This window comes from Cellulomonas pakistanensis (genome assembly GCF_016862755.1).
Classification (GTDB): domain Bacteria; phylum Actinomycetota; class Actinomycetes; order Actinomycetales; family Cellulomonadaceae; genus Cellulomonas; species Cellulomonas pakistanensis.
The window spans coordinates 163781-187338 of record NZ_BONO01000004.1 but is presented as its reverse complement, the minus strand read 5'-3'; the positions used below and the strand labels follow the sequence as shown (position 1 = coordinate 187338).

Here is a 23558-nt window from a genome sequence, read left to right as displayed (position 1 = left end):
CGCGGGCCCGGACGCCGGGTGAACACGCGGCGCGTCACCCGTCCGGGTGGCGTGCGGCGGCAAGCGGTTCCCCCGGCGTGCGCGTCGGAGGTGCGCGTGCAGTCCCCGCCGACTCGCCGACGCCGCCGACGCCGCCGACGCCGACGCCGCCGACGCCGCCGACGCCGACGCCGAGGTTGCAGAAGATGTGGGCTTCGACCGGGTCGAACCCCGCAGGTACTGCAAGCTCGGCGCGGAGGCGCGGAGGCGCGGTCGCGCGGAGGCGCGGCGGCGCGGAGGCGCGGCGGCGCGGACGCGCGGCGGCGCGGACGCGGGGCGTCAGCGGCCGGGGCGGTCCTCGGGGTCGACGTCCGGGGCCGGGTCCGCAGCCGGCGCGGCGGCGCCGGCCTGGCCGGAGACGAGGCCGCGCAGCGACTCGACCGCCTCGTCGCTCGCGGCGTCGGTGGCGGCGACGTTGGCCGCGGTGACCGCCTCCAGGACCTCCGCGCGGTGCACGGCCACGGAGCGCGGGGCGTCGATGCCGAGCCGGACGCCGTCGCTGCGGACCTCGATGACGGTCACGACGATGTCGTCCCCGATCACGAGGCGCTCGCCCACCCGTCTGCTCAGCACCAGCATGGCGCCGACCCTACCTGCCGCGCGCAACCGTCCGGGCACCCGCCCGCCGCCGCGCCGGTGGCTCACCCGCCCGCCGGTCGATCCGGCCGACTCCCACCACCTCGAGTGGAAGATCCGGCCCGACACGCTTCGGCGTGTCCGGCAGGATCGTCCACTCGACCGCGGTGGGCCCCCACGGGTGCCGGCCGCGGACGGCCGCACAGCCCGCGGGTCAGCCCCAGACGGTGCCCTCGGGGAGGTGCTCGCCCAGCGCCGCAGCCCACGCGACGCGGGAGGCCGGCACGCCGTCGATCCACGCGACCGGCACGCCGAGCCCGAGCACGGTGCCCGGCTCGCTGGTGTCGAACAGCCCGCCCACGGCGAGCGCGTCCAGCGGCCGGCGGGCGCCGACGCCGGCGATCCACCGCGCGCAGTCGCGGGTCTTGCTCCGGGCGTCGACGACGCCCCACGCCTGGTCGGGGCCGATGGCGGCGAGCAGCTCGGCGGCGGCGTCCTCGCGGGCGCGCCCCGGCCGGACGCCCAGCGCGACGACCGTCACGCCGTCGGCGGCGGGCAGCTCGGCGCGCCACCGGGACGCGGCCGCCGGCGTCGTCAGCCGACGCACCGACGCGCCCGCCCCGCCGCCGCCGCCCGCACCCGCCCCGGGGCCGGCCGGGACCGCGGCGTCGCCCGCGTGCACCACGGGACCCGCGTCCGAGCGCAGCGCGAGCAGGTCGGCGACCCGCGCGGCGTCCTCGGGCGGCCCGGCGATCACCAGCACGGTCCCGGGGTCGCGCGGCACCGGCGGCGCGGCCGGCACCGCGGCGAGCAGCCGGGACAGCTCGACCGGCCCGTCGCCGACCGCGGCCAGCAGGGCCGGCGGCACGCCGAGGTCCGCGAGCGCCGTCCGCGGCACGCCGCGCGACCCGCCCGCGCCCGGGCCCGGCACCCGCTCCACGGCCGGCGCCGGTGCCTGCGCCGGGACGGCGGCCGGCGCGGCCACGACCGCCGGCGCCAGCGGCTCGAACGCCCGCCCGCTCTCCGGGCCCGCGCCGGCGCCCGTGCCCTCCGCGGCCGGCGCCGGCACCTCGAGGTGGTGCTCCGGCGCCACGGCCCCGGTCATCGCCCGCATCTGCTCGAGCACGGACGCGAACGCCTCCTCGCCCGTCGAGACCCGCGGCGGCGCCTCGGGCACCGACCCGGCCGCGGCGGGCGCGAGCACGTCGGTGCCGGCGGGCCCGAACGACCCGTCCGGCCCGTCCGCGGCGTCGGCGGCCGCGAGCAGCGCGTCGATCCCGCCCGTTCCGCCGCCCGCCGGCCCCACGCCCGCCACGGTCAGCCCCCGGCGGCGCAGCAGGCTGGGCGTGGGCGCGGGCGCCGCGTCGGGCACGTCGATGGTCAGCTCGTACCGCTCGCGGGCGAAGAACCCGGCGAGCCCGCCGGTGCGCACCCGCTCGGCGCGCACGATCCGGGCCGTCGGACCGAACTCGGCGCGCACGTGCACCATGAGCTCGGCCAGGTCGGCCCCCTCAAGCAGCAATCGCGTGGGCACCGCTCACCACCCCGACGGTCTCGATGCGGACCCCGCCGCCGGTGACCTCGCCGTAGGACAGCACCGGCAGCCGGTCGAGCGCGAGGATGACGACCTTGCGCAGCGCGGGCCGCAGCGCCGGGGCGCACACCAGCACCACCGACCGGCCGGTGGCCTCGGCGTCGGCCACGGCGACGCGCAGCCGCTCCAGCATGGCCTCGAGGCGCGTCGGGTCGGTGACGATCTGGGTGCCCTGCTCGGACGGGCGCAGCGCCTCGACGAGCGACTGCTCGAACACCGGGTCCAGCGTGAGCACCCGGAGCACGCCGTCGGCGACGTACTGCTGCGACAGCGCCGGCCCGAGCGCGCCGCGCGCGGCCTCGACCAGGCCCTCGGGGTCGGTGCTGACCTTGGCGCGCAGCGTGAGCGCCTCGTAGATGCGCGAGAGGTCGCGGATCGGCACCTCCTCGGCGAGCAGGCCCTGGAGCACCCGCTGCACCTCGCCGTACGACAGCAGCCCGGGCACGAGCTCCTCGACCACGGACGGGTTGACCTGCTTGACGCCCTCGGTGAGCACCCGGACGTCCTCGCGGCCGAGCAGCCGCGGCGCGTTCTTCGTGATGATCGAGCCCAGGTGCGTGATGAGCACGGACACCCGGTCGACGACGGTGGCGCCGGCCATCTCGGCGGCGTGCCGCAGCTCGGCGGCGACCCACTTGCCCGGCAGGCCGAACACCGGCTCGACGACGGACTGGCCGGGCAGCGCCGCGAGGTCGTCGCCGAGCGCGAGGATGCGCCCGGGCGGGACCTCGCCGCGGCCGACCTCGACGCCGGCGATCCGCACGACGTAGGTGGAGCGGGGCAGGTCGACGGAGTCGCGGGTGCGCACCGGCGGGACGACGATGCCGAGCTCCATCGCGATCTTGCGGCGCAGGCCGCGGACGCGGTGCAGCAGGTCCTGGTCCGGGCCGTTGCCGACCATGTCGACCAGGTCCGGCGCCAGCAGGATCTCGAGGGTGTGCACGCGCATCTGCTCGATGAGCGCCTCGGGGGTGTCGTTGCTGGTGGGCGCGGCGGTGGCCGTCGAGGCGGCGGCGAGCTCGGCCGCGGCGGCCTCCTTCGCGGTGGCGGCCTTGACCCGCTGCGCGACGATCAGCAGCGCGGCGCCGACCAGCACGAACGGCAGCTTCGGCATGCCGGGGAGCAGGGCCAGCGCGAGCGCCCCGCAGCCGGCGATGAGCAGCGCGGTCCGGGACTGCGACAGCTGCTTGGAGGCCGCGGTGCCCATGTCGCCCTCGGCCGTGGCCCGGGTGACGACGATGCCGGTGGACACCGAGAGCAGCAGCGCGGGGATCTGGGTGACCAGGCCGTCGCCGATGGTGAGGAGGCTGAACTTCTCCAGCGACTCGGTCAGCGACAGGCCCATCTGGGCCATGCCGATGACGAACCCGCCGATGAGGTTGATCAGCGTGATGACGATGCCGGCGATCGCGTCGCCCTTCACGAACTTCGAGCCACCGTCCATCGCGCCGTAGAAGTCGGCCTCGGCGGTGACCTCGGCGCGCCGCCTGCGGGCGGTGTCCTCGTCGATCAGGCCGGAGTTGAGGTCGGCGTCGATCGCCATCTGCTTGCCGGGCATCGCGTCGAGCGTGAACCGCGCGCCGACCTCGGCCACGCGGCCCGCGCCGTTGGTGATCACCACGAACTGGATGACCACCAGGATCAGGAAGATCACCAGGCCGATGACCAGCGAGCCGCCGACCACGAAGTGCCCGAACGCGTCGATCACGGCCCCCGCGTAGCCGTCCCGCAGCACCAGCCGGGTCGACGCGACGTTCAGGCCGAGCCGGAACAGCGTGAACACGAGGATCAGCGACGGGAACACGCTGAAGTCCAGCGGCTTCTGGACGTACATGCTGGTGAGCAGGATGACGAGCGAGGCGGTGATGTTCACCGCGATCAGCACGTCGAGCAGCGCCGCGGGCAGCGGCACCACCAGCAGCAGCACGATGCCCACCACGCCCACCGGGACGGCGAGCTGGGCGATCGACCGGTTCTTCATCGCAGGTCCTCGGGAGTCGTGGGGCGGGCGGGCGTGCGCGGCGCCGTCCTCGTCATCGGCAGGGATGTGGCGGTCATGCGACCTTCTCCTCGCGAGCCCGCCGGCGGGCGGCGGCGGCGGTGGTCGGGACGTCGTCGGGGGCGACGGAGCCGCCGGGCATGGTGTGCTTCCCCATCGCCGCGCCGCGCCGCTTGAGCTGCATGACGAAGGCCAGCACCCGGGCGACGGCGGTGAACAGGTAGGCGGGGATCTCCTGGTCGACGGCGCACGCGGCGTGCAGCGCGCGGGCCAGGGGGACGTCCTCGACCATCGGGACGCGGTGCTCGGTGGCCTGCTCGCGGATCTTGGCGGCGACCGCACCGGCGCCCTTGGCGACCAGGCGGGGGGCGCCGGAGCCGGCCACGTACCTCAGGGCGACGGCGACGTGCGTCGGGTTGACGATCACGACGTCGGCGTCCGCGACGGCGGCCATCATCCGGTTGCGGCTCATCGCCATCTGCTTGGACCGGATCTGGCCCTTGACCAGCGGGTCGCCCTCCGTGCGCTTGTTCTCCTCCTTGATCTCCTGCTTCGACATGCGCGTCTGCTTGCGGTTGCGCCGCATGACGACGAGCAGGTCGATCAGGGCGAGGAGGACGCCGGCCCCGATGCCCCAGACGATCAGCTGCCGCACGCCCGCGCCGGCGACGGCCAGCATGTGCTCGAGCGGGATGCGGCCGGTGCCCATGAGCTGCGGCACGAGCGCCTGCACGGCGAGGTAGAGGACGAGGCCGACGACGGCGGTCTTGAGCAGCGTCTTCGCGCCCTCCCACCAGGCCTGCGCGCCGAACAGCCGCTTGATCCCGGAGACCGGGTTGAACTGCTGCACGTTCGGCTTGAACTTCTTCATGTGCACGCCGCCCTGGGCGACGGCCACCGCGACGATGACGAACGCGACGACGGCGAGCATCGGGCCGAGCGTGCCGACCACCGACCACAGCCCGTCGCCCAGCAGGTCGGTGACCGTGCCGGCGTCGGGCGCCGCGATGGCCTCCCGCACGGCCGCGAGCTGGTCGCGCGCGGCGTCCGAGGCGCGGCTCGCGGTCGTCGGCAGCATGACGGCCGCGGCGGCCAGGCCGACCCACGCGGACAGGTCCTGGGACCGGGAGAGCTTCCCGTCCTTGTGGACCTGCTTCATCCGCTGGGGTGTGGCCTTCTCGGTCTTCTCCCCGGCGTCCCCTCCCCCGGCCATCAGGCGACCCCGAGGACGGCCTCGACGGCCCGGCGCGCCAGGTCGTCGACGACGCCCGGCAGCGCGAGGTACGCGAAGCCGGCGAACGTCACGGTCATCAAGATCTTGAGCGGGAAGCCCATCGCGAACGCGTTCAGCGCGGGCGACACCCGGGTCAGCAGGCCGAGGCCCACGTCGGTGAGGAACAGCACGACCAGCAGCGGGCCGCCGATCTGCAGCGCCGCGAGGAACATCTCGGTCAGGCCGGTCGTGGCCGCCTGCGCCATCGCCGCGAGGTCCAGGCCGGTGCCGGGCGGCACCGCGTCGAACGACCGGGCGAGCCCGCCGAGCAGCAGCTGGTAGGCGCCCGACACGAACAGCAGGACCAGGCAGGTCATGTTGTACAGCCGGGAGAACTGCGCCCCCGACGTCATGTTCTGCGGGTCGAACGCCTGCGCGAGCTGGAACCCGCCGAACAGGTCGATCAGGTTGCCCGCGGACTGCACCGCGGCGAACACCAGCGACACCAGGAAGCCCAGTGCCGCGCCGACGAGCGCCTCCAGCACGAGGTCCCCGACGAACTCCCCCGTGGACGCGGTGGCGACGGGGTCGAGCCGGGGCAGCACGGCGAGCGCCAGCCCGATCGACAGCATCGCCTTCACGGCGCCCGGGATGCCGCGGTGCGCGAACGGCGGCGCGACCACCAGGAACGCGCCGAACCGGACGCCCGCGAGCATCAGGGTCTGCACCGAGGCGAGGGAGAGGGTCAGGTCCACGTCGTCAGCCCCCGAGCAGCGCGGGGATGCGCTCGAACAGCTGGTGGGTGAAGGTCACGAGCTCGGAGATCATCCAGTGGCCGCAGACCAGCAGCGCCACGGCGGCGGCGATGGCCTTCGGCACGAAGGACAGCGTCACCTCCTGGATCTGGGTGACCGACTGCACGAGCGACACCGAGAACCCGACGACCAGCGCGGTGACGAGCACCGGCGCCGACAGCTTCGCGGCGACGATCAGGGCGTCCAGCCCGATGTCGAGGACGGCGGAGGTGTCCATCAGCCGCCACCCCCCGACGCGGCGCCGACCAGCGCGGTGACGATGAGGCCCCAGCCGTCGACCAGCACGAACAGCAGCAGCTTGAACGGCAGGGAGACCATGACCGGCGGGAGCATCATCATGCCCATGCTCATCAGGACCGAGGACACGACCAGGTCGATGACGAGGAACGGGATGAAGATGACGAACCCGATGATGAACGCCGACCGCAGCTCCGAGAGCATGAACGCGGGGATGAGCGTGAGCATCGGGACCGACGCCGGGTCCTCCGGGTTCGGCTGGTCCGCCGCCCGGGTGATGAGCGCCAGGTCGGACTCGCGGGTGTGCCCGAGCATGTACTCGCGCAGCGGGGCGGAGCCGGCGTCGAGGGCGGTCTGGAAGTCCATGCCGCCGTCGAGGTAGGGCTGCACCGCGACCGTGTTGACGTCGGACAGCACCGGGGCCATGACGAACAGGCTGAGGAACAGGGCGAGGCCCGCGATCACCTGGTTCGGCGGCACGGTCGTCAGGCCGAGCGCGTTCCGGGTGAGGGACAGCACCACGAAGATCTTGGTGAAGCCGGTCATCATCAGCAGCAGCGACGGCGCGACCGACAGCAGCGTGATGCCGACGAGCACGACGAGCGAGCTGCTGGGCGTGCCGTTGACGCCGTTGATGGCGACGGACACCTCGCCGCCCGCGGGGTCCGTCGGGCCGGCGGGCGCCTCGGGGCCGGCGGGCGGGACGGGCGCCGCGTGCGCGACGCCCGAGCCGAGCAGCAGCAGCACGGTGGCGACCGCGAGCACGGCGAGCACGAACAGCGGCCAGGAGCGGCGGTCCTCCGCCGCCTCGGCCGAGGCGATCGCGGCGCGCGTGGCGGGCGACAGGACCAGCGCGACCTCGGCGGTCTCGGCGGGCTCCGTCGCGGCGCCGGCCGTGGAGCGGGTCGCCGGGCGCGCGGCCAGGGCGGCGGTCACCGGCGCACCGTCCGCTCGCGGAGGGCCGCGACGGCCTGCTTCCAGGTGGACGGCGCCAGGACGGAGCCGTGCAGCGCGGTGACCCGCGCGCCGGCGTCGACCTGGGCGACCTCCGGCCCGGCGAGGCCGGCCGGCGCGGCGGGCGCGGGCGCGGCGGACGCGGCGTCGGCCGACGCCGCGGCCAGCGCCGCCTCGAACCCGGGCGCGGTGACGGCCACGACGGCCGGCTCCGTCGCCACGGCGCGCGTGCGGCGCGGCGTCGGCAGCACGGCGGCGGCCAGCGCGCCGAGCGTCATGGGCACGGCCGGGACGTCGGTCTCGTCGCCCTCGGCGTCGTCCGCCGCGGGCGCGGCGTCGAGCTCGGTCAGCATGGTGACGTTCTGCTCCCCGTAGCCGAGCAGCAGCCGGCGGTCGCCGACCGCCACCACGGCGACGCCGGCGTGGCGGCCGAGCGCCTGGCGCCCGACCACCTCGACGGCCGGGCCCGCGGGCCGGCGGCGGCCCTTGCCCCACCCGGCGCGGCGCGCGAGGACCCAGATCAGGCCGATCACGCACGCGAGCGCCAGGAGGACGCGCAGACCCAGGACGGCGGAGTCCATCAGACGGTGCCGTCCTCACGCGCGATCTCGGTGATGCGGATGCCGAACTCCTCGTCGATCACGACGACCTCGCCGCGGGCGATGAGCCGGCCGTTGACCATGACGTCGGCGGGGCTGCCGGCGGCGCGGTCGAGCTCCAGGACGGCGCCCGGGGTCAGCTCGAGGACCTGGCGGACCGGCAGCTTGGTGCGGCCGAGCTCGGCGGTCAGCGTCATCTCGACGTCGTAGAGCACGTTGAGGCTGGCGCGCTGGGTCGGGACGCCCGGGGCCTTCGCGGAGGGCTCGGTGCGCAGGCGCAGGCCGAACCAGGCCTGGACGCCGGCGTCGGTGGCGAGCGCGACGAGCTGCGCGTCGGCCGGCAGCGCGGTGGCGACCGTCTCCGTGCGGGCGGCCTCGAGCACGCCGGCGCCGAGCTCGGCGACCGCGGCCTCGAGGGCCGGGCGCAGGGCGGCGGCCAGGTCGAGCGGGCTGCCGTCGGGAGCGCCCGCGGCGAGCGCCTCGCGCACGGCCTCGTCGGCGACCAGCACCACGTCGGCGCTGTTCGGGCCGACGAACGACGCGACGACCGCGAGGGCGTCGGCGTCCGGGCGGGCACCGGCGGGTGCCGGGGCGGGCACGAGCGGCGCGGCGGCCGGCAGCAGGCGCGCGGCGGCTGCGGCGGCGGCGAGGGCGACCGCGGCGTCCGTGGTCTCGGGGGTGTTCATCAGTGCTTCTCCTCGACGGTGACGACCATGCAGGCGAGGCGGGAACCGTTGTTCCCCGCGGCGGCTCGCGCGAGCACGACGCCGTCCACCACCACGTCGAGCGGCTGGGACGACGGGTGGGACAGGGGGACGACGTCGCCGACGGCCAGGCCGACGACGTCGCGGGGGCGGACGACGACCGGCGCGAACCGGACGGCGACCTCGACGGGGACGTCCTCGACGGCGGCCTCCAGGTCGAGGACGGCGAGCTCGTGGGCCCGCTGGTCCTCGGAGGACCGGCCGCCCGCGCCGTCGGCCTGCCGGACGGCGGCCAGCAGCAGCTCGGCGGGGAACATGACGGTGGCGACGTCCTCGCGCTCGCCGACCCGCATGAGGAACGTGGCGACCAGCACCGCGTCGGAGGCCGGCACGGCCTGCACGAACTGCGGGTTGTACTGGACGGAGCGCAGCGTGACGTCGAGCGGCGTCAGCGACGAGAACGCGTAGCCGAGGTCGCCCAGCGCGGCGCCCATGACGCCGCGCAGCAGGGTGAGCTCGATCTCGGTCAGCTCGCGGTCCTCGCGGGTGTCGCCCGTGCCGGGGCCGCCGAGCATGTAGTCGATCCAGACCATCGTGGCGCTGACCGGGACCTGCACGACGGCGGTCTGCCGGGTCTGCTCGATGGTGCACAGCATCATCGCGGTGGTGCCGGGCAGGCCGCGCACGTACTCGTCGTACGTCTGCAGGCTCAGGCCGTCGAGCGTCACCTGGGCCATCGCGCGCAGGCGGGCCGTCAGCTGGTTGCCCCACTGCCGGGCGAACGTCTCGAACGCCATCTCGAGGACGCGGGCGTGCTCGCGCGCCATCGTCATGGGGCGGCGGAAGTCGTAGGGCTCGGGCACGTGCGTGCGCCGCCGGGAGCGCGCCGGGGCCTGACCCGTGGTGTGGACCGTCACGCCCACCCTCATCGGCGCGCGAACGGGTGATGTGAGGGGTCGTCCCCGGACTTTCTCCGCCCTCGGCCCGTCGTGGGCCGGCGTGCTGCGGAGCGATGTGGCGCCCTCCGTGGCGCCGTGGTTCACCGGATCGGGTGACCGCCCTGGTCAGAGCGGTCACCCGGCCGGCCGGACGGGGCGCGCGTCGCCGCGCGCCGCCGTCACTGGGTGACGTAGTTCGTCAGGAAGACGTCGTAGACCTCCCCGTGGTACAGCTCGTCCAGCTGGTGCTTGAACTCCGCCTTGAGCTCCTCGCGCTTCGCGGGGTCGCTCACCTCGGACACGCTGCGCCCGGAGAACAGGGCGATCGCCGCGTCCACGGCCTTGCCGGTCTCCGGGTCGCCGTGACCACCCCCGGCGGCCGCGGCGGTGAACTGCAGCTCGAACCCGAGCCGCAGGTAGTGCCCGTCGGCCAGGTTGAGGCTCACCGGCTCGACCGCGATGACCGCGCCCGGCTCGGGCTCGGGCTCCGCCGCGGGCTCGCCGCCGCCGCGACCCAGCAGCAGGTACGCCGCCGCGCCGGCGGCCACCAGGACCACCGCCCCGATGATCAGGAGCAGCTTCTTCCTGCCGCCCGCCTTCTTCTCCGGCTCCGGCTCGGGGGCCGGAGCCTCCTTGCCGCCGCCGATCTTCTGGCCGCCGCCGATCTTCTGACCGCCGCCGATCACGCGCTGCTCGATGGGCATCGCCCCTACCCTCCCGTCGTGCTTCCGGCTGCCACCGCGGGCAGCAGGGCGCGCACCGTCTCCGGTGCCGCGCTCAGGATGACCATGTCGACCCGCCGGTTGGCGGTCATCGCCTCGTCGCCCGTCCCCTGGACCAGGGGCCGGGTGTCGCCGTAGCCCACCGACTGGATGCGGGCTCCCGGCATGCCGTCGCGCTCCACCAGGTACCGCAGCACCTGCGTGGCGCGGTCGGCGGAGAGCTCCCAGTTCGTCGCGTACCGCCCCGAGATCGGGATGGTGTTCGCGTGGCCCTCGACGGAGATCTGCTCCTGGAGCCCCACCAGGGTGGGCGCCGCCAGGTCGAGGACCCGCCCCGCGGTCGGGGTCAGCGTCGCGGACCCCTGCGCGAAGAAGACGTCGTCGGCGACGAGCCCGAGCACCAGCCCGCGCTCGTCGACCCGGAACCGGACCTGCTCCTGCAGGCCCTCCGCGGTGAGCGCCGACAGGATGTGCTGCCGCACCTCCTCGAGGTGCGCCGCCTCGGCGCGCGCAGCCGCGAGCACGCTCGCGTCCACCTGGGTCGGGTCGGCGGAGGCGTCCGGGGACGGTTGCGACGCCTGCTCGCCGAGCCCGGCGTCGGCGTCCACGATCCCGGAGGTGCCCAGGTCGGCCTGGTCCTCCGCGATCGCCATCCCGTCCATCACCCCGCCCGTGCCCTCGAGCACCGACTGGTTGACCGCGCCGTCGCCGAACCCGGCGGCCAGCGAGGCCCGCAGGGCGATGTACTTCTCCTGGTCGACCTGGCTGATCGCGAACAGCACGATGAACAGCGCCATGAGCACGGTGATCATGTCGGAGTAGGACACGAGCCAGCGCTCGTGGTTGACGTGCTCCTCCTCGTGGCCCCCGCGGCGGCTGCGACCGCGGCCGCCGGAGCTCATGCCGCTTCCTTCGCCGCCGGCTCGTCGGGCAGCAGGCTGCGCAGCCGCTCGCCGACGAGGCGCGGGTTGGCGCCGGCCTGGACGGCCAGCAGGCCCTCCAGCGTCACCTCCATCTGCGCGCACTCCAGGTCGGAGAACCGCTTGATGCGGGCGCCGATCGGCAGCCAGACGACGTTGGCGGAGAGGATGCCCCACAGCGTCGCGACGAACGCGGCCGCGATGGAGTGGCCGAGCGAGGCCGGGTCGGAGAGGTTCTCCAGGACGTGCACCAGGGAGATGACCGTGCCGATGATGCCGACGGTCGGCGCGTAGCCGCCCATGTCGGCGAAGTACTTCGACCAGACCTTCTCCTTGGTCCGCTTGGTCGCGATCTTGTCCTCGAGGATCATCCGGAGGTCGTCGGGGTCCGTGCCGTCGATCGCGGCCTGCAGGCCGCCGCGCAGGAACGGGTCGTCGATGTCCTTGGCGGCGTCCTCGAGCGCGAGCAGCCCCTCGCGCCGGGCGCGGTCGGCCAGGTCGACCAGGGTGTCCACGGTCGTGGTCGGGTCCGGCACCTTCTTCAGGAAGGCCCGCGGCACCGCCTTGTAGGACTCGATGACGTCCTTCATGGTGTGCCCGGCGATGCCGACGCCGATGGTGCCGATCCACACGAGGATGAGCGGCGGGAGGAGGAAGATGGACATCGGGTCCGCCCCCTCCATGATGAGGGCGGTGAAGATCGCGCCGAAGGCGACGACCAGCCCGATGAAACCGGCGGGATCCATGTCAGCGGCTCCTCGGTCGCAGGGGGACGGGGTCGGCGAGCGGCGCGTCCTCGTCGGCCGGCTGGTCGGCGCCGGAGGCGTCCCGGACCAGCTCGACCGCGGGGACCGGTGCCGCCTGGATCTCCTGGGCACGGGCCAGGAGGTGCGCGCGGTGCTCGTTGACCCGCGCGATGACCTCGGCCATCGACTCCCGGACGATGTACTTCGTCCCGTCGATGAGGGTCAGGATGGTGTCGGGCGCGCTGTCGACACGCTGGAGCAGGTCGGGGTTGACCCCGAACTGGGCCCCGTTCAGGCGCGTCACGATGATCACAGCGGTTGTCCCGTCCCTGGTGGTGCACGTGCGGCTCGCGCCGCCGCGGCCCGTCCGTGTGCCGCTCACCCCTGTCCATCGGACACGGGGCCCGGGCACTGAGGGGTTTCGCGGGCTCCGGCCTCCCCGGCGGGGCGACTGGGTCGTAAGATGTAGGTACGTACCTACACCAGGAGATGCGATGGCCGAGACGGCGATGACGTCCCGCGAGTTCAACCACGACGTCTCGGCGGCGAAGCGGGCGGCGGCGCACGGGCCGGTGGTGATCACCGACCGCGGCCGGCCGTCGCACGTCCTGCTGACCGTCGAGGACTGGCGCGCCCTCACGGGTGCCCGCACGGGGCTCGCCCAGGCGCTGCGGATGCGGCCCGACGCGGAGGACGTCGAGTTCCACCCGCCCCGGGCCCCGCTCGCCGAGCGCGAGGTCGACCTGTGACCTTCCTGCTCGACACGAACGTGATCTCCGAGCTCCGCATGCCGGCCGCCGACCACCACGTGGTCGCGTGGGTCGACGCGAGGCCGGCCTCGGAGCTGTTCGTCTCGGCCATGACGCTGTACGAGCTGGAGCGGGGCATCCTCGCGCGCGAGCGCAAGGACCCCGCCCAGGGCGCCCTGCTCCGCGCGTGGTTCACCGGGCAGGTGCTGCCGCAGTTCGACGGGCGCGTCCTGCCCGTCGACGGCGATGTCGCCCGCCGGGCCGCCGCGCTGTCCGTCCCCGACGCCCGCCCCTTCTCGGACGGGCTGATCGCGGCCACCGCGCTCGTGCACGCCAAGGCGGTGGTCACCCGGGACGTGCAGGACTTCGCCGGCACCGGCGTGGCGGTCGTCGACCCCTGGCGCGCCTGAGGTCCGCGTCCCCCGCCGGCACGCGGCCGGGCGGAGGACGCGGCGCCGGTCAGCGCTTGAGGTTGACGAGCTCCTGCAGCACCTCGTCCGAGGTGGTGATGACGCGGGAGTTCGCCTGGAAGCCGCGCTGCGCGATGATCAGCTGCGTGAACTCCGTGGACAGGTCCACGTTGCTCATCTCGAGCGAGCCGGACGACATGGTGCCGCGGCCGCCGGTGCCGGCGGCGCCGATCTGCGGGTCGCCCGAGTTCACCGTGGTGGTGAACAGCGAGCCGCCCGCCTTCGACAGGCCTGCGGGGTTCGTGAACGACGCCATGGCGATCCGGCCGAGGTCCTGCTTGAGGCCGTTGCTGAACGCGCCGTTGATGGTGCCGTCCGAGCCGAGCGTGAACGACTCGAGGATGCCGGCGGCGTAGCCGTCCTGCTTGCCCGCGGCGATGGTGTCCACGCCCGCCATGCCGGTGACGCCGGTCAGGTCGACGGTGACGGCGCCGAGCGCGAAGGTCGTCTCGGCGAACGTCGGCTGGCCGGCCGCGTCGAACGTGAGCGCGACCGAGCCGGTGGCCGGGTACGTCGCGGTGCCGTCGGTGGCGGTCATCGTCCAGCCGGTGGCCTCCTTGGTGAACTCCAGCGCGACCTCGCGGGCGTTGCCGAGCGCGTCGTACGCCTTCACCGCGACCGTCTTGGTCTTGCCGACCGCGGCGTCCGCCTGCAGGTTGCCCGCGAACGGGGTGGTGGTGGTGGCCCTGGCCGGCATCACGGTGCCGACGCCGACCTTGATGTCGCCCACCGGGCGGGAGGTGTCGATGACGCCGGAGGGGTCCGCGGCCCAGCCCTGGACCATCGCGCCGTCGCCCGGCAGCACCATCTGGCCGGTCGAGTCGAAGTCGAACGACCCGGCGCGCGTGTAGTACTGCTGCGTGCCCTGGCGGACGACGAAGAAGCCGTCGCCGGAGATCATCATGTCGGTGCTGCGGCCGGTGAGCTGCGCCGCGCCCTGCGTGAAGTTGGTCGTGATGCCGGCGACCTGCACGCCGAGGCCGACCTGGGCGGGGTTCTGGCCGCCGACGCCGTCCTGCGGGGCCGAGGCCGCGTTGAGCATCTGGCTCAGGGTGTCCTGGAACTGGATCTGGGACGCCTTGAAGCCGGTGGTGTTGACGTTGGCGATGTTGTTGCCGGTGACGTCGAGCATCGTCTGGTGGCTGCGCAGACCGCTGATGCCGGAGAAGAGGGAGCGGAGCATGGTGGTTCCCTTCGGGTGGGGTGGGGCGGACCGCGGTCAGGCGGTGGGCGTGGGGGTGGTCGTGCCGGGCGCGTCGTCGTCGTCGGCCGGCGGGGTGGTCCCCGCGGGGCTGACGCTCGAGACGGAGTCGAGCGGGATCGAGGTCTTCCCGACCGTCAGGGTCGGGACGCTCGCGGAGTAGTCGACGCCGGACACGAGGCCCGTCTGGGACTCCCCGTCGGCGTCGGTCCAGGTGACCTGCTGGCCGACGAGGTCGGCGGCGGCCATGCGCATCTGCAGCGCGAACTGCTCGCGCGACGAGGCCTGGATCTCCGAGAGGGACTCCATCATCCCGAGCTGCGTGGTCTGGGCCATCATCTGGCTCGTGTCCATCGGGCTGCTCGGGTCCTGGTTGGACAGCTGGGCGATGAGCAGCTGGAGGAACGCGTCCTTGTCCAGCTCCTTCTTGGGCGCCTCGACGCCCGCCGACGCGTCGGTGCGCGTCGCGCCGATGGACGACACGGGGATGGCGGTCACGGGGGGTTCCCTCCGGTCAGACGAGCAGGTCGAGGCCGCCGGCGTGGGCCGACGGGCGCGGTGCGGTGGTGGTCGGGGCGGTCGCGGCGGCGGCCGCGCCGGGGCGGGTGCCGTCCGGGCGGGCGGGGGCCTCGCGGCGGTCGGTGCCGGCGGCCTGGCCGTCCGCTCCGTCGCCGTCCGCACCCAGGCGGACGTCCGAGGACAGCCCGGTCGCGGCGAGGTCGCGGCGCAGGTCCGGCAGCGACTGGCGGAGCGCGTCGCGGGCGGCGTCGGTCGCGCCGACCAGCTCGACCCGGACGGCCTCCGGCGAGATGTGCGCGACGACCTTCACCGGGCCGAAGTGCTCCGGGTCCACCCGCAGCGTCAGGACGTGCTGGCCGGTGCCCGCCGCGCGCAGGGCGGGCAGCTGCTCGCCGATCTTCGAGGCGAGCTGGTCGGCCAGGGGCGTCGCGGCCGGCGCGGCCGCGGCGCGGTGCTGGACCGTGCCGACCTGGAGCGCGGGCTGCGCGGCCGGGGCGGCCGTCGGCGCGGGGGCGGGCGCGGCGTCGTCGGCCGCGGCCGTCGCGGCGTGCTCGGCGACGGCGGCCGGGGCGGGGGCCTCGGCCGGCGCCGTGGTCGCCGCCGAGGTCGTCGCCGGCACCGCGGCCTCGGCGGGACGGGCCGCCGCGGCCGCCGCGTCGGCGGTCGCGGGCGCGGACGTCCCCGCGGACGCCGGGGCTGCGGACGGGGCGGGCGCGGGGGTCGGCTCGGCCGCCGCGGGGGTGGCGGGCGCGGCGGGCGCGGCGGTGACCGGGCTCGCGGCCGCGGCGGGCTCCGCGGCAGCGGGCGCGGCGGCGGTCGCGGCGGCGGTCGCGGGGGCGGTGCTGCCCCCGGTCGCCGGCGCCGCGCCGAGGGCGGCCACGGCAGGGGTCGGCCCGGCGGCGTCCGCCGTGGCCGGGGCGCCCGCGGCGCCTGCGGCCTGCGCGGCGAGCGCGGCGGTGACCTCCGGCGGGAGCGCGGTGGCCACGACCGGCGCGGCGGGCGCGACGACCGGCTGCGCGTCCGCCGCCGGGTCGGCCGCGGCGTCGGAGGCCGGGGCGCCGTCGGTGGCGGCGTCCGCGGGGACGTCGGCCCCCGGGGCCGTCGCGTCGCCCGCGCCCTCGGGGCGGTCGGCGGCGGGACGGCCGGCCGCAGGGCGGTCCGCACGGTCGGTGCCGTGCGCGTGGCCCGGGCGGTCGGCCGGGCGGCCGGCCCGGTCGGACGCCGACGGGCGGTCGGCCGGGCGGTCCGCGCCCGCGGGGCGGTCGGACACGGGGCGGTCGGCCGCAGGGCGGTCCGCGGCGGGCCGGACGGCGGGCTCGCGGTCCTGCGGGGCGGCGGCGAGCGCGCCGAGGAGCACGGCGTCGAAGCCGGACCCCCCGCGCGCGGCGGTGCCCGCGGCCGGGGCGGCGGACCGCGCGGCGCCGGCGGCGGGAAGCGTGCTGATGGTCACGAGGCGGCCCCCCAGAGGGACGTGAGCAGGGACGAGGTGGTGGAGGTCGAGCCCGCGCCGAGCCGCTGGAGCGCGGACGTGAGCGAGCCGCCGGTCAGGGCCGCGGGCGACGAGCCGGTCGCGCCCGCCGACCCGGTGAGCAGCGCCAGCGCGTTCTGGCCGGCGGACGTGCTCGCGAGCGCCGAGGACAGAGCGTCCGAGGACAGGGCGGTCGCGGTCGGCGTCGCGGCCTGCTGCGGCAGCACCCGCCGGATCGTGGTCGGCTCCGCGTACACGTCGCGGATCGTCACGGACTTCCCGGGCTTCGGGGCGTCGATCATCTGCCCGTCGCCGACGTAGATGCCGATGTGCTTGCCGCCGCTCAGCACGACGAGGTCACCGGGCAGCGCCTCCGCGAGCGAGGGCACCTCCTGGCCTATCGTCGCCTGGTCGCGGGCGACCCGCGGCACCCCGGAGGTGATGCCGAGGTCGGCGAGCGAGCGCAGCACCAGGCCCGAGCAGTCCAGGCCGCCCTCGGCGAGCGACTCGCCGCCCCACACGTAGGGCGTGCCGAGGTACTTCTTCGCCGACTCGACCAGGTCCTGGCCGGTGACGGTCGTGGACAGCGCACCGGCCGGCACGGTGGCCGGGTCCGCGGCGGGCGCGGCGCCGGTGACCTGCGCGAGCGCGGCCGCGAAGCCGGTGCCCGGGGCGGCGGTGGCCGAGGTCGTGGCCGCCACGGAGCCGGTGGTGGCGGACGTCGCGGGCGTCGCCGACGTCGTCGCCACGGCCACCGGCTCGACGTACGCGCGGATCTCGGCGATGCGCGCCTGCACGGCGGCCACTCCCCCGGTCACCGGTCCCCCTCCCCGGACGCGTCGGCGCCCACGGTCGCGACCGCGCGGCGGCCGGCGACCTCGTCGAGCACGACCTGCTCGGCCCGCTGCTCCTCGGCGCGGACGGCGGCGTCGTGCTTCTCCTGCAGCTTCTCGAGGGTGCGGGTGCGGCTGCGGGCCTCGGCCCAGGCCGCGTCGGCCACGTCGACCTCGTCCTGCGCCACCAGGACCTGCGCGCGCCGGTCGACGAGCATCGCGGACAGCGCGAGCCGGCTGGCGACGACGGCCTGCACCGCGCGGGCGTCGGCGCCGGGCGGGAAGGCGGCGGAGCCGAGCGCGGCCTCGGTCGCGGCGGCGCGGGCCGCGGCGGCGTCGCGGCCGCGCACGCTGACGGCGCGCTGGGCGGCGGCCTGCTCCTCGGCGAGCGCCCGCAGGCGCAGCAGCCCGGCCAGGCGGAAGGCGCGGCTCACGGCAGGTCCCCCATCGCGGCGACGAGCGCGGCGAGCCGCGCCCAGGAGTCGGCCGACGGCGCGCGCTCGTCCATGCCCTGGCGGAGGAAGGCGTCGATCGCGGCGCCGTGCGCGACCGCGGCGTCGACCAGCGGGTTCGAGCCCGCGACGTACGCGCCGACGTCCAGCAGGTCCTGCGCCTGGCGGCGCGCGGCCATCACGCGGCGCAGCCGGGTGGCGAGCGCCTTGTGCTCCGGGCCGGTCACGCGGGACGCGACGCGGGAGATGGACGCGAGCGCATCGACGGACGGGAAGTGGCCGGCCACGGCCAGCGACCGCTCCAGCACGACGTGCCCGTCGAGGATCGAGCGGGCGGCGTCGGCGATCGGCTCGTTGTGGTCGTCGCCGTCCACCAGCACGGTGTACAGGCCGGTGACGGACCCGGTCGCGCCGGTGCCGGCGCGCTCCAGGAGCTGGGCGAGCAGCGCGAAGGTGCTCGGCGGGTACCCGCGGGTGGCCGGCGGCTCGCCGACGGACAGGCCGATCTCGCGCTGCGCCATCGCGACGCGGGTGAGCGAGTCCATCATCAGCACGACGTCGTCGCCGCGGTCGCGGAACCACTCGGCGATCCGGGTGGCCACGAACGCGGAGCGCAGCCGGACCAGCGGCGGCTCGTCGGAGGTCGCCACGACGACGACCGACCGGGCCAGGCCCTCGGGGCCGAGGTCGTCCTCGAGGAACTCGCGCACCTCGCGGCCGCGCTCGCCGACCAGGGCGATGACGGACACCTGGGCGTCCGTGCCGCGGGCGATCATCGACAGCAGGGAGGACTTGCCGACGCCGGACCCGGCGAACAGGCCGAGGCGCTGGCCGCGGCCGGCGGTCACCAGGGTGTCGAGCACGCGCACGCCGAGGTCGAGCGGCTGCGCGACGCGGGCGCGGGCCAGCGGGTGCGGGGCGTGCCCGGTCACCTCGGCCGCGCCGACGCCGACCAGCGGCCCCTTGCCGTCGATCGGGCGGCCGAGGCCGTCGAGCACCCGGCCGAGCAGGCCCGGGCCGACCGGCGCGGTCAGCGCGGTGCCGCGGGGGCGCACGGGCATCCCGGCGCGCAGCCCGTGGGTGGGGCCCAGCGGCATCGCCTGCGCCGAGCCGCGGCCGGTGGCGACGACCTCGGCGGGCACCTCGGTGCCGTCGCCCGGGTCGATCGACACGAGCTCGCCCACGGCGGCGCCGGTGCCCGCGACCTCGACCGTCAGGCCGACGACGCCGCGGACGGTGCCGACGCGCTCGGGCCGGGCGGCGGCGAGCGCGGCGCCCCAGACCGGGGTGCGCAGCAGCGCCGCGGCGGGCTCGGCGAGCGGCGGCGCGGGGGTGCTCGCGGTCGCGGCGGTGCGCGGCGTGGGCAGCACGGCGGCGGTGGGCGTGGTGGTCATCGGGCGTCGGCCTCCAGGGCCGCGCGGGCGCGGTCGAGCGCGGCGCCGAGGCGCGCGTCGAGGAACCCGTCCGGGTGCTCGCCCACGGCGTCGCCGGGGGCCAGGGCCGGGTCGGCGACGAGCTCGACGCCGGTCAGGTCGGGCAGGCCGGCGAGCACGTCGCCGCGCGCGACCGTGGCGTCGCCCGCGAGCGCCGCGCGCACGACCGCGAGGTCGCGCTCGGGCAGCCGGACGGTGTGCACCTCGCGCGCCGGGTCCAGCGCGCGGATGCGGGCGAGCGCCGCGGCCGCGGCCGTCGGGGCGTCGGCGACCGCGGTGCCGAGGACGGCGGCGGCCAGGTCCAGCGCGGCGGCGTGCAGCGCGTGCTCGGCGCTCGCGAGGACCGGCGCCGAGCGGTCGGCGGCGGCCCGCGCGGCGCGCGCCAGCACGGCCAGGGCGTCGGCGTGCTCCGCGGCACGGCGGGCGTCCGCCTCGGCGCGCTCGCGCTGGACGCGGCCGGCCTCGGCCTCGGCGGCGCGGGCGGCCTCGCGGGCACCGGCGGCGTAACCCGCCGCGTACCCGGCGGCGTACCCCTCGGCGCGCGTGGGCTCGGCCGTGGCGGTCCCGCCGCGCGAGCCGCCGAAGGCCTGCGTGAAGGAGCGGGGCTCAGGAGACATACTCGTCCTCGCCCTCGCGCCGGATCACGATCTGGCCCGACTCCTCGAGGCGGCGGATCGCCTGGACGATGCCCGCGCGGGCCTCCTCCACCTGCGACAGGCGGACCGGGCCGAGCAGCTCGATCTCCTCCTCGAGGTTCTCGCGGGCGCGCTCGGACAGGTTGCGCAGGATCTTGTCCCGCACCTCGGGCGCGGCGCCCTTGAGGGCGACCGACAGCTCGTTGGTCTCGACCTGGCGCAGCACGAGCTGCATGGCGCGGTCCTCGAGCAGGACGGTGTCGCCGAACACGAACATCCGGCTGCGCACCTCGTCGGCCAGCGCCTCGTCGCGGCTCTGCAGCCCCTCGAGGATGAGCTTCTCGGTGGTCGGGTCCGCGCGGTTGATGATCTCGACCAGCGGCTGCACGCCGCCGACGGCCGACAGCTCGCTCGGCGTCAGCACGGTGGAGGCCTTGCGCTGCATCGACTCGGCGATGACCGCGACCACGTCCGGCGAGGCCCGCTCCATCAGCGCGATGCGGTGCGCGACCTCGGACTGCTGGTCCGCGGGCAGGCCGGCGAGGATCGCCGACGCGTGCTCCGGGCGCAGGTGGGCCAGCACCAGGGCGACCGCCTGCGGGTGCTCGCCGTTCAGCAGCGACAGCACCTGGCGGGCGTCGGCGTGCTGCAGGAACTCGAACGGCTGGCCGGCCATCGAGGTCTGCAGGCGCTCGATCATGCCCGCGGCCTCGTCGCGGCCCAGGGCGCCCTCGAGCAGCTGGGTGGCGTAGCCGAGGCCGCCGTTGACGCTCGGGCCGATGGCCGACGCGGCGTAGAACTCCTCGACGACCTCGTCCGCGACCGTCGCGTCCACGCGCTCCAGGCGCATGATCTCGGCGGTCAGCTCCTCGATCTCCGCGGTCTCGAGCTTGGCCATGACCTTGGCGGCGCGCTCCCGGCCGAGCTGCAGCAGCAGCATGGCGGCCTTCTGGGTGCCGGTCAGCGTGGCGGTCGACATCAGCGCCGCCCGGCGGGGGTCAGCCAGCCGCGCAGGAGGTCGGCGACCTCCTCGGGCTGCTCGTCGGCGAGCGCGGCGATCTCGGCGCGCTTGACGGCGAGGGACTCGGCGACCGGGTCGACCTCGGCCGGGCCCGGGAGGGCCGGCGGGATCTCGGGCAGGTCCTCGAGCTCGGCGGCCGGGTCGGGGCCGTCCATCAGCGGCAGCTCGCCGATGTCGAGCGCCTCGCGCTTGCTGCGCCGCGAGCGGCGGGCCAGCACGATCGCGACCACGACCACCACCAGCAGCAGGGCGCCGGCGATCACGGCCTGCCGGAGCAGGTCCGCGCGGCGGTCGGCCTCGGCCTGGGCGTCGGCGGCGGCCAGCGCCTCCGCGGCGGCGTCCGCGCCGGTGGTGTCGAAGGCCATCGCCTGCACGGCGATCGTGTCGCCGCGCGCCGCGTCGATGCCCGCGGCCGCGGTGAGCGTCGCGGTGAGCTGGTTGAGGTCGATGCCCGCGGCGGCGGTCTGGTCGACGAGCACGGCGAGCGACTGCCGCTCGACGGTGCCCGCGGCGACCGTGGTCACCTCGGTGACCTTGTTGACCGCGTTGCTGACGTCCTCGGTCGTGTTCGTGTACGTCCCGGTGCCGGCGGCGTCGCCGTTCGGGACCGCGATGTTGTCCGGCCCGAGCACGCCGGTGGCGTTGCCGCCGCCGGTGCCCTCGTACTCCTCGGTGGTGGTCGACGAGACGAGCGGCGGGGTGCCCTCGGACGCCGTGAACTCCTCGGAGGTGCGCTGCGTCTGGTCCTGGTTGAGCGACGCGGTGACCGTGACGGCGGAGTTGCCCGCGCCCACGACCTGGTCCAGCAGCGCCTGCACGGCGCCGGTGACCCGCTGCTCGTAGGTGGAGGTGGCCTCGTCGCCGGTGCCGCCGGTCAGGCCGGTGCCGACCTCGGACAGCACCTTGCCGGTGGAGTCGACGACCGCGACGTCGGTCGCCTTCATGCCCTCGATGCCCGCGGACACCAGGTGCACGATCGCCTCGACCTGGTCGTTGCTCAGCTCGGTGCCGGTCTTCGTCCGCACGAACACCGAGGCGGTCGGGTCCTGCTGCTGCGAGACGAACACCGACTCCTCCGGCAGCGCGAGCTTGACCGTCGCCGCCTCGACGCCGGACATGGCGCCGACCGTCTTGGCCAGCTCGCCCTCCAGGGCGCGGGTGTACGTGGTCTGCTGCTGGAACTCGCTGGACGTCATCGACATCCCGTCGAGCAGCGAGTAGCCGTCGCCCTCCGCGTTCGCCGGCAGGCCGGCCGCCGCGAGCGAGAGGCGCATGTCGTAGAGCCGGTCCTGCGGGACCAGCACGGTGCTGCCGCCGTCGGTCAGCTCGTACGTCACGCCCTCGGCCGACAGCTGGTCGACCACGGCCGACGCGTCGGTCGCGGACAGGCCGCTGAACAGCGGGGCGAGCGTGGGCTTCGCGGCCCACGAGTACAGGGCGAACCCGCCGAGCAGGATCGCGGCGACCGCGATGACCGCGAAGGTCTTCTGCGGGAGCGAGAACTGCTTGACCGCGCCGCTCATGCGGCCGAACAGGGTCTTCACCTGGGCGGGCATCAGGCCTGCATCCTCATGATCTCGGTGAACGCGTCGACGGCCTTGTTGCGCACGGCGGCGGTGAGCTCGAGGGCGAGCTTCGCCTCGGACGACGCGACGGTGTAGTCGTGCACGTCGTCGAGGTCGCCGGTGACGGCCCGGACCGCGAGCGCCTGGCTGGTGGACTGGAGCTGCTGGACGTGGTCGACCGCGCCGAGCGCGGCGGCGAACCCGCCGTCGGCACCGGTCGTGGTGGTCGCGCCCGCGCCGGTCGCGCCGGCCAGGCCGGCGACGTCGGACAGCTCGGACAGGTAGGAGGTGCCGGTCACGCCGGTCACCCCGCCGACGGGCTGGATGCTCACGAGGTCCGTCCGATCTGCAGCGCCGCCTCGTAGGACGACTTCGCGCGGTCCACGACCGCCGCGTTCGCCTGGTAGCCGCGCTGCGCCATGATCAGCTGCGTCATCTGGGAGGCCATGTCGACCTCGGGGTACCGCACGTAGCCGTCCTCGTCCGCGAGCGGGTTGGTGGGCTCGTGCACGAGCCGGCCCTCGGCCGGGCCGAGCGCGATGCCGGACACCTGGGCGCCGCCGCCGTCCGCGGTGGGGATCTCGGAGGCCACGACGTACTTGGCCTGGTAGGCGGCCTCGGTGGTCGAGGTCGCGTTGTTCATGTTCGCGAGGTTGTCGCTGACCGCGTCGATCCACTTGCGGTAGACGGTCATGCCGGTGCTGGCGATGCCGATCGCCCCGAACGTGGTCATCAGGAGGTCCTCATCGCCGCGCGGACGCCGGAGAACGTGCCGTCGACCGCCTGGGTCGCCAGCTGGTACCGGAGGTTGGTGTCGACGTTGAGCAACGTCTCGGAGTCGAGGTTGACGTTGTTCCCGTCGGTGCGGGTGGGCTCGAGCGACCGGGAGGTCGTGGCCGTCGCGGCGCCGGTGCCGCCGTCGACCGCGCGCGCGAGCGCGTCCTCGAACCGGACCTTCTTGGCGTGGTAGCCCGGGGTCTGGATGTTCGCCACGTTCTCGGCGATGGCGCGCTGGCGCGCGGCCAGGCCGTCGAGCGCGCTGTTCAGCGCGACGTAGCTGACGGAGTCGAACATGCCCATGCAGGGTCACCCTCACCTGAGGTTGGTCCTGGTCGGCCTAGTCCGTGGCCTGCTGCGCGAGCGATCCGTGCTCACG

Annotated in this window: 28 protein-coding genes; 2 read left to right on the top strand and 26 right to left on the bottom strand. The window is 75.6% G+C overall.

What is annotated here, in order from left to right; translation table 11 throughout:
• Positions 1 to 318: 318 nt before the first annotated feature.
• The 14 genes from csrA to Cpa01nite_RS04445 all read right to left on the bottom strand — a co-directional run bounded on the left by csrA (position 319) and on the right by Cpa01nite_RS04445 (position 12369).
• Positions 319 to 618, bottom strand: a complete 300-nt coding sequence (csrA, locus tag Cpa01nite_RS04510; RefSeq protein WP_203667542.1) for a carbon storage regulator CsrA — start codon at positions 616 to 618, stop codon at positions 319 to 321.
• A 211-nt stretch (positions 619 to 829) separates the two neighbouring features.
• Positions 830 to 2149: a hypothetical protein gene (locus Cpa01nite_RS04505; protein ID WP_203667541.1), complete on the bottom strand. Its 1320-nt coding sequence runs from the start codon at positions 2147 to 2149 to the stop codon at positions 830 to 832.
• Positions 2127 to 4190 carry a flagellar biosynthesis protein FlhA gene (gene flhA / locus Cpa01nite_RS04500; RefSeq protein ID WP_203667540.1) on the bottom strand — a complete coding sequence of 688 codons (2064 nt, stop codon included), beginning with the start codon at positions 4188 to 4190 and terminating at the stop codon, positions 2127 to 2129. The genes Cpa01nite_RS04505 and flhA overlap by 23 nt, the downstream gene beginning before the upstream one ends.
• Before the next feature lie 73 nt (positions 4191 to 4263).
• Complete coding sequence (locus tag Cpa01nite_RS04495; protein ID WP_203667539.1) at positions 4264 to 5421, bottom strand: EscU/YscU/HrcU family type III secretion system export apparatus switch protein; 1158 nt, start codon at positions 5419 to 5421, stop codon at positions 4264 to 4266.
• Positions 5421 to 6176: a flagellar biosynthetic protein FliR gene (locus Cpa01nite_RS04490; RefSeq protein ID WP_239068520.1), complete on the bottom strand. Its 756-nt coding sequence runs from the start codon at positions 6174 to 6176 to the stop codon at positions 5421 to 5423. The genes Cpa01nite_RS04495 and Cpa01nite_RS04490 overlap by 1 nt, the downstream gene beginning before the upstream one ends.
• 4 nt (positions 6177 to 6180) lie before the next feature.
• Entirely contained in the window at positions 6181 to 6453 is a 273-nt protein-coding gene (gene fliQ / locus Cpa01nite_RS04485) for a flagellar biosynthesis protein FliQ (protein WP_203667538.1), read from the bottom strand.
• Positions 6453 to 7295 carry a flagellar type III secretion system pore protein FliP gene (gene fliP, locus Cpa01nite_RS04480; RefSeq protein WP_203667574.1) on the bottom strand — a complete coding sequence of 281 codons (843 nt, stop codon included), beginning with the start codon at positions 7293 to 7295 and terminating at the stop codon, positions 6453 to 6455. The genes fliQ and fliP overlap by 1 nt, the downstream gene beginning before the upstream one ends.
• A 110-nt stretch (positions 7296 to 7405) precedes the next feature.
• The gene (gene fliO, locus Cpa01nite_RS04475; protein ID WP_203667537.1) at positions 7406 to 8008 is read right to left on the bottom strand and encodes a flagellar biosynthetic protein FliO; all 603 of its coding nucleotides are present in this window, start codon (positions 8006 to 8008) and stop codon (positions 7406 to 7408) included.
• On the bottom strand, positions 8008 to 8712 hold the full coding sequence (gene fliN, locus Cpa01nite_RS04470; RefSeq protein WP_203667536.1) for a flagellar motor switch protein FliN: 705 nt from the start codon (positions 8710 to 8712) through the stop codon (positions 8008 to 8010). Before fliN ends, fliO begins: the two co-directional genes overlap by 1 nt.
• A complete protein-coding gene (locus Cpa01nite_RS04465) occupies positions 8712 to 9647 on the bottom strand; it encodes a FliM/FliN family flagellar motor switch protein (RefSeq protein ID WP_239068519.1) in 936 nt (311 codons plus the stop codon). The genes fliN and Cpa01nite_RS04465 overlap by 1 nt, the downstream gene beginning before the upstream one ends.
• A 200-nt stretch (positions 9648 to 9847) precedes the next feature.
• Positions 9848 to 10372, bottom strand: a complete 525-nt coding sequence (locus Cpa01nite_RS04460; protein WP_203667534.1) for a flagellar basal body-associated FliL family protein — start codon at positions 10370 to 10372, stop codon at positions 9848 to 9850.
• A 5-nt stretch (positions 10373 to 10377) separates the two neighbouring features.
• Positions 10378 to 11292, bottom strand: coding sequence for an OmpA/MotB family protein (locus tag Cpa01nite_RS04455; RefSeq protein WP_203667533.1), 915 nt, complete (start codon positions 11290 to 11292; stop codon positions 10378 to 10380).
• Positions 11289 to 12056, bottom strand: a complete 768-nt coding sequence (locus tag Cpa01nite_RS04450) for a motility protein A (protein ID WP_203667532.1) — start codon at positions 12054 to 12056, stop codon at positions 11289 to 11291. The genes Cpa01nite_RS04455 and Cpa01nite_RS04450 overlap by 4 nt, the downstream gene beginning before the upstream one ends.
• Position 12057: 1 nt before the next feature.
• Positions 12058 to 12369, bottom strand: coding sequence for a flagellar FlbD family protein (locus Cpa01nite_RS04445; RefSeq protein ID WP_203667531.1), 312 nt, complete (start codon positions 12367 to 12369; stop codon positions 12058 to 12060).
• Between the two features lie 181 nt (positions 12370 to 12550).
• Here Cpa01nite_RS04445 and Cpa01nite_RS04440 point away from each other — a divergent pair, with 181 nt between their 5' ends.
• Both Cpa01nite_RS04440 and Cpa01nite_RS04435 read left to right on the top strand, forming a co-directional pair.
• Positions 12551 to 12805 carry a type II toxin-antitoxin system prevent-host-death family antitoxin gene (locus tag Cpa01nite_RS04440; protein WP_203667530.1) on the top strand — a complete coding sequence of 85 codons (255 nt, stop codon included), beginning with the start codon at positions 12551 to 12553 and terminating at the stop codon, positions 12803 to 12805.
• Entirely contained in the window at positions 12802 to 13215 is a 414-nt protein-coding gene (locus tag Cpa01nite_RS04435; RefSeq protein WP_203667529.1) for a type II toxin-antitoxin system VapC family toxin, read from the top strand. The genes Cpa01nite_RS04440 and Cpa01nite_RS04435 overlap by 4 nt, the downstream gene beginning before the upstream one ends.
• Before the next feature lie 49 nt (positions 13216 to 13264).
• Here Cpa01nite_RS04435 and Cpa01nite_RS04430 read toward each other — a convergent pair whose 3' ends face one another.
• From Cpa01nite_RS04430 to Cpa01nite_RS04375, 12 genes are read right to left on the bottom strand one after another with little or no spacing between them, the layout of a single operon-like run.
• The gene (locus Cpa01nite_RS04430) at positions 13265 to 14458 is read right to left on the bottom strand and encodes a flagellar hook protein FlgE (RefSeq protein ID WP_203667528.1); all 1194 of its coding nucleotides are present in this window, start codon (positions 14456 to 14458) and stop codon (positions 13265 to 13267) included.
• 36 nt (positions 14459 to 14494) lie between these two features.
• The gene (locus Cpa01nite_RS04425; protein ID WP_239068518.1) at positions 14495 to 14974 is read right to left on the bottom strand and encodes a flagellar hook assembly protein FlgD; all 480 of its coding nucleotides are present in this window, start codon (positions 14972 to 14974) and stop codon (positions 14495 to 14497) included.
• Positions 14975 to 14990: 16 nt separating this feature from the next.
• Positions 14991 to 16445, bottom strand: coding sequence for a flagellar hook-length control protein FliK (locus tag Cpa01nite_RS04420; protein ID WP_203667527.1), 1455 nt, complete (start codon positions 16443 to 16445; stop codon positions 14991 to 14993).
• Positions 16442 to 17281 (bottom strand): C40 family peptidase, encoded by an 840-nt coding sequence (locus tag Cpa01nite_RS04415; RefSeq protein ID WP_239068517.1) that lies wholly within the window; start codon positions 17279 to 17281, stop codon positions 16442 to 16444. Before Cpa01nite_RS04415 ends, Cpa01nite_RS04420 begins: the two co-directional genes overlap by 4 nt.
• The gene (locus Cpa01nite_RS04410) at positions 17278 to 17730 is read right to left on the bottom strand and encodes a flagellar export protein FliJ (protein ID WP_203667526.1); all 453 of its coding nucleotides are present in this window, start codon (positions 17728 to 17730) and stop codon (positions 17278 to 17280) included. Before Cpa01nite_RS04410 ends, Cpa01nite_RS04415 begins: the two co-directional genes overlap by 4 nt.
• Entirely contained in the window at positions 17727 to 19142 is a 1416-nt protein-coding gene (locus tag Cpa01nite_RS04405; protein WP_203667525.1) for a FliI/YscN family ATPase, read from the bottom strand. The genes Cpa01nite_RS04410 and Cpa01nite_RS04405 overlap by 4 nt, the downstream gene beginning before the upstream one ends.
• On the bottom strand, positions 19139 to 19798 hold the full coding sequence (locus Cpa01nite_RS04400) for a FliH/SctL family protein (RefSeq protein WP_203667524.1): 660 nt from the start codon (positions 19796 to 19798) through the stop codon (positions 19139 to 19141). Before Cpa01nite_RS04400 ends, Cpa01nite_RS04405 begins: the two co-directional genes overlap by 4 nt.
• On the bottom strand, positions 19788 to 20795 hold the full coding sequence (gene fliG, locus Cpa01nite_RS04395) for a flagellar motor switch protein FliG (protein ID WP_203667523.1): 1008 nt from the start codon (positions 20793 to 20795) through the stop codon (positions 19788 to 19790). Before fliG ends, Cpa01nite_RS04400 begins: the two co-directional genes overlap by 11 nt.
• Positions 20795 to 22393, bottom strand: a complete 1599-nt coding sequence (gene fliF / locus Cpa01nite_RS04390; RefSeq protein ID WP_203667522.1) for a flagellar basal-body MS-ring/collar protein FliF — start codon at positions 22391 to 22393, stop codon at positions 20795 to 20797. The genes fliG and fliF overlap by 1 nt, the downstream gene beginning before the upstream one ends.
• Positions 22393 to 22734: a flagellar hook-basal body complex protein FliE gene (gene fliE, locus Cpa01nite_RS04385; RefSeq protein ID WP_203667521.1), complete on the bottom strand. Its 342-nt coding sequence runs from the start codon at positions 22732 to 22734 to the stop codon at positions 22393 to 22395. The genes fliF and fliE overlap by 1 nt, the downstream gene beginning before the upstream one ends.
• Complete coding sequence (locus Cpa01nite_RS04380; protein WP_203667520.1) at positions 22731 to 23135, bottom strand: flagellar basal body rod protein FlgC; 405 nt, start codon at positions 23133 to 23135, stop codon at positions 22731 to 22733. Before Cpa01nite_RS04380 ends, fliE begins: the two co-directional genes overlap by 4 nt.
• Positions 23135 to 23476, bottom strand: coding sequence for a flagellar basal body rod protein FlgB (locus tag Cpa01nite_RS04375; protein WP_203667571.1), 342 nt, complete (start codon positions 23474 to 23476; stop codon positions 23135 to 23137). Before Cpa01nite_RS04375 ends, Cpa01nite_RS04380 begins: the two co-directional genes overlap by 1 nt.
• Positions 23477 to 23558: the final 82 nt, after the last annotated feature.

What these genes read in the sequence shown, in the direction of transcription:
- csrA (WP_203667542.1), bottom strand. Translation starts at nt 618, where the DNA reads ATGCTGGTGCTGAGCAGACGGGTGGGCGAGCGCCTCGTGATCGGGGAC.
- flhA (WP_203667540.1), bottom strand. Translation starts at nt 4,190, where the DNA reads ATGAAGAACCGGTCGATCGCCCAGCTCGCCGTCCCGGTGGGCGTGGTG.
- Cpa01nite_RS04495 (WP_203667539.1), bottom strand. Translation starts at nt 5,421, where the DNA reads ATGGCCGGGGGAGGGGACGCCGGGGAGAAGACCGAGAAGGCCACACCC.
- fliQ (WP_203667538.1), bottom strand. Translation starts at nt 6,453, where the DNA reads ATGGACACCTCCGCCGTCCTCGACATCGGGCTGGACGCCCTGATCGTC.
- fliO (WP_203667537.1), bottom strand. Translation starts at nt 8,008, where the DNA reads ATGGACTCCGCCGTCCTGGGTCTGCGCGTCCTCCTGGCGCTCGCGTGC.
- fliN (WP_203667536.1), bottom strand. Translation starts at nt 8,712, where the DNA reads ATGAACACCCCCGAGACCACGGACGCCGCGGTCGCCCTCGCCGCCGCC.
- Cpa01nite_RS04460 (WP_203667534.1), bottom strand. Translation starts at nt 10,372, where the DNA reads ATGCCCATCGAGCAGCGCGTGATCGGCGGCGGTCAGAAGATCGGCGGC.
- Cpa01nite_RS04455 (WP_203667533.1), bottom strand. Translation starts at nt 11,292, where the DNA reads ATGAGCTCCGGCGGCCGCGGTCGCAGCCGCCGCGGGGGCCACGAGGAG.
- Cpa01nite_RS04450 (WP_203667532.1), bottom strand. Translation starts at nt 12,056, where the DNA reads ATGGATCCCGCCGGTTTCATCGGGCTGGTCGTCGCCTTCGGCGCGATC.
- Cpa01nite_RS04440 (WP_203667530.1), top strand. Translation starts at nt 12,551, where the DNA reads ATGGCCGAGACGGCGATGACGTCCCGCGAGTTCAACCACGACGTCTCG.
- Cpa01nite_RS04430 (WP_203667528.1), bottom strand. Translation starts at nt 14,458, where the DNA reads ATGCTCCGCTCCCTCTTCTCCGGCATCAGCGGTCTGCGCAGCCACCAG.
- Cpa01nite_RS04405 (WP_203667525.1), bottom strand. Translation starts at nt 19,142, where the DNA reads ATGACCACCACGCCCACCGCCGCCGTGCTGCCCACGCCGCGCACCGCC.
- Cpa01nite_RS04400 (WP_203667524.1), bottom strand. Translation starts at nt 19,798, where the DNA reads ATGTCTCCTGAGCCCCGCTCCTTCACGCAGGCCTTCGGCGGCTCGCGC.
- fliG (WP_203667523.1), bottom strand. Translation starts at nt 20,795, where the DNA reads ATGTCGACCGCCACGCTGACCGGCACCCAGAAGGCCGCCATGCTGCTG.
- fliF (WP_203667522.1), bottom strand. Translation starts at nt 22,393, where the DNA reads ATGCCCGCCCAGGTGAAGACCCTGTTCGGCCGCATGAGCGGCGCGGTC.
- Cpa01nite_RS04380 (WP_203667520.1), bottom strand. Translation starts at nt 23,135, where the DNA reads ATGACCACGTTCGGGGCGATCGGCATCGCCAGCACCGGCATGACCGTC.
- Cpa01nite_RS04375 (WP_203667571.1), bottom strand. Translation starts at nt 23,476, where the DNA reads ATGTTCGACTCCGTCAGCTACGTCGCGCTGAACAGCGCGCTCGACGGC.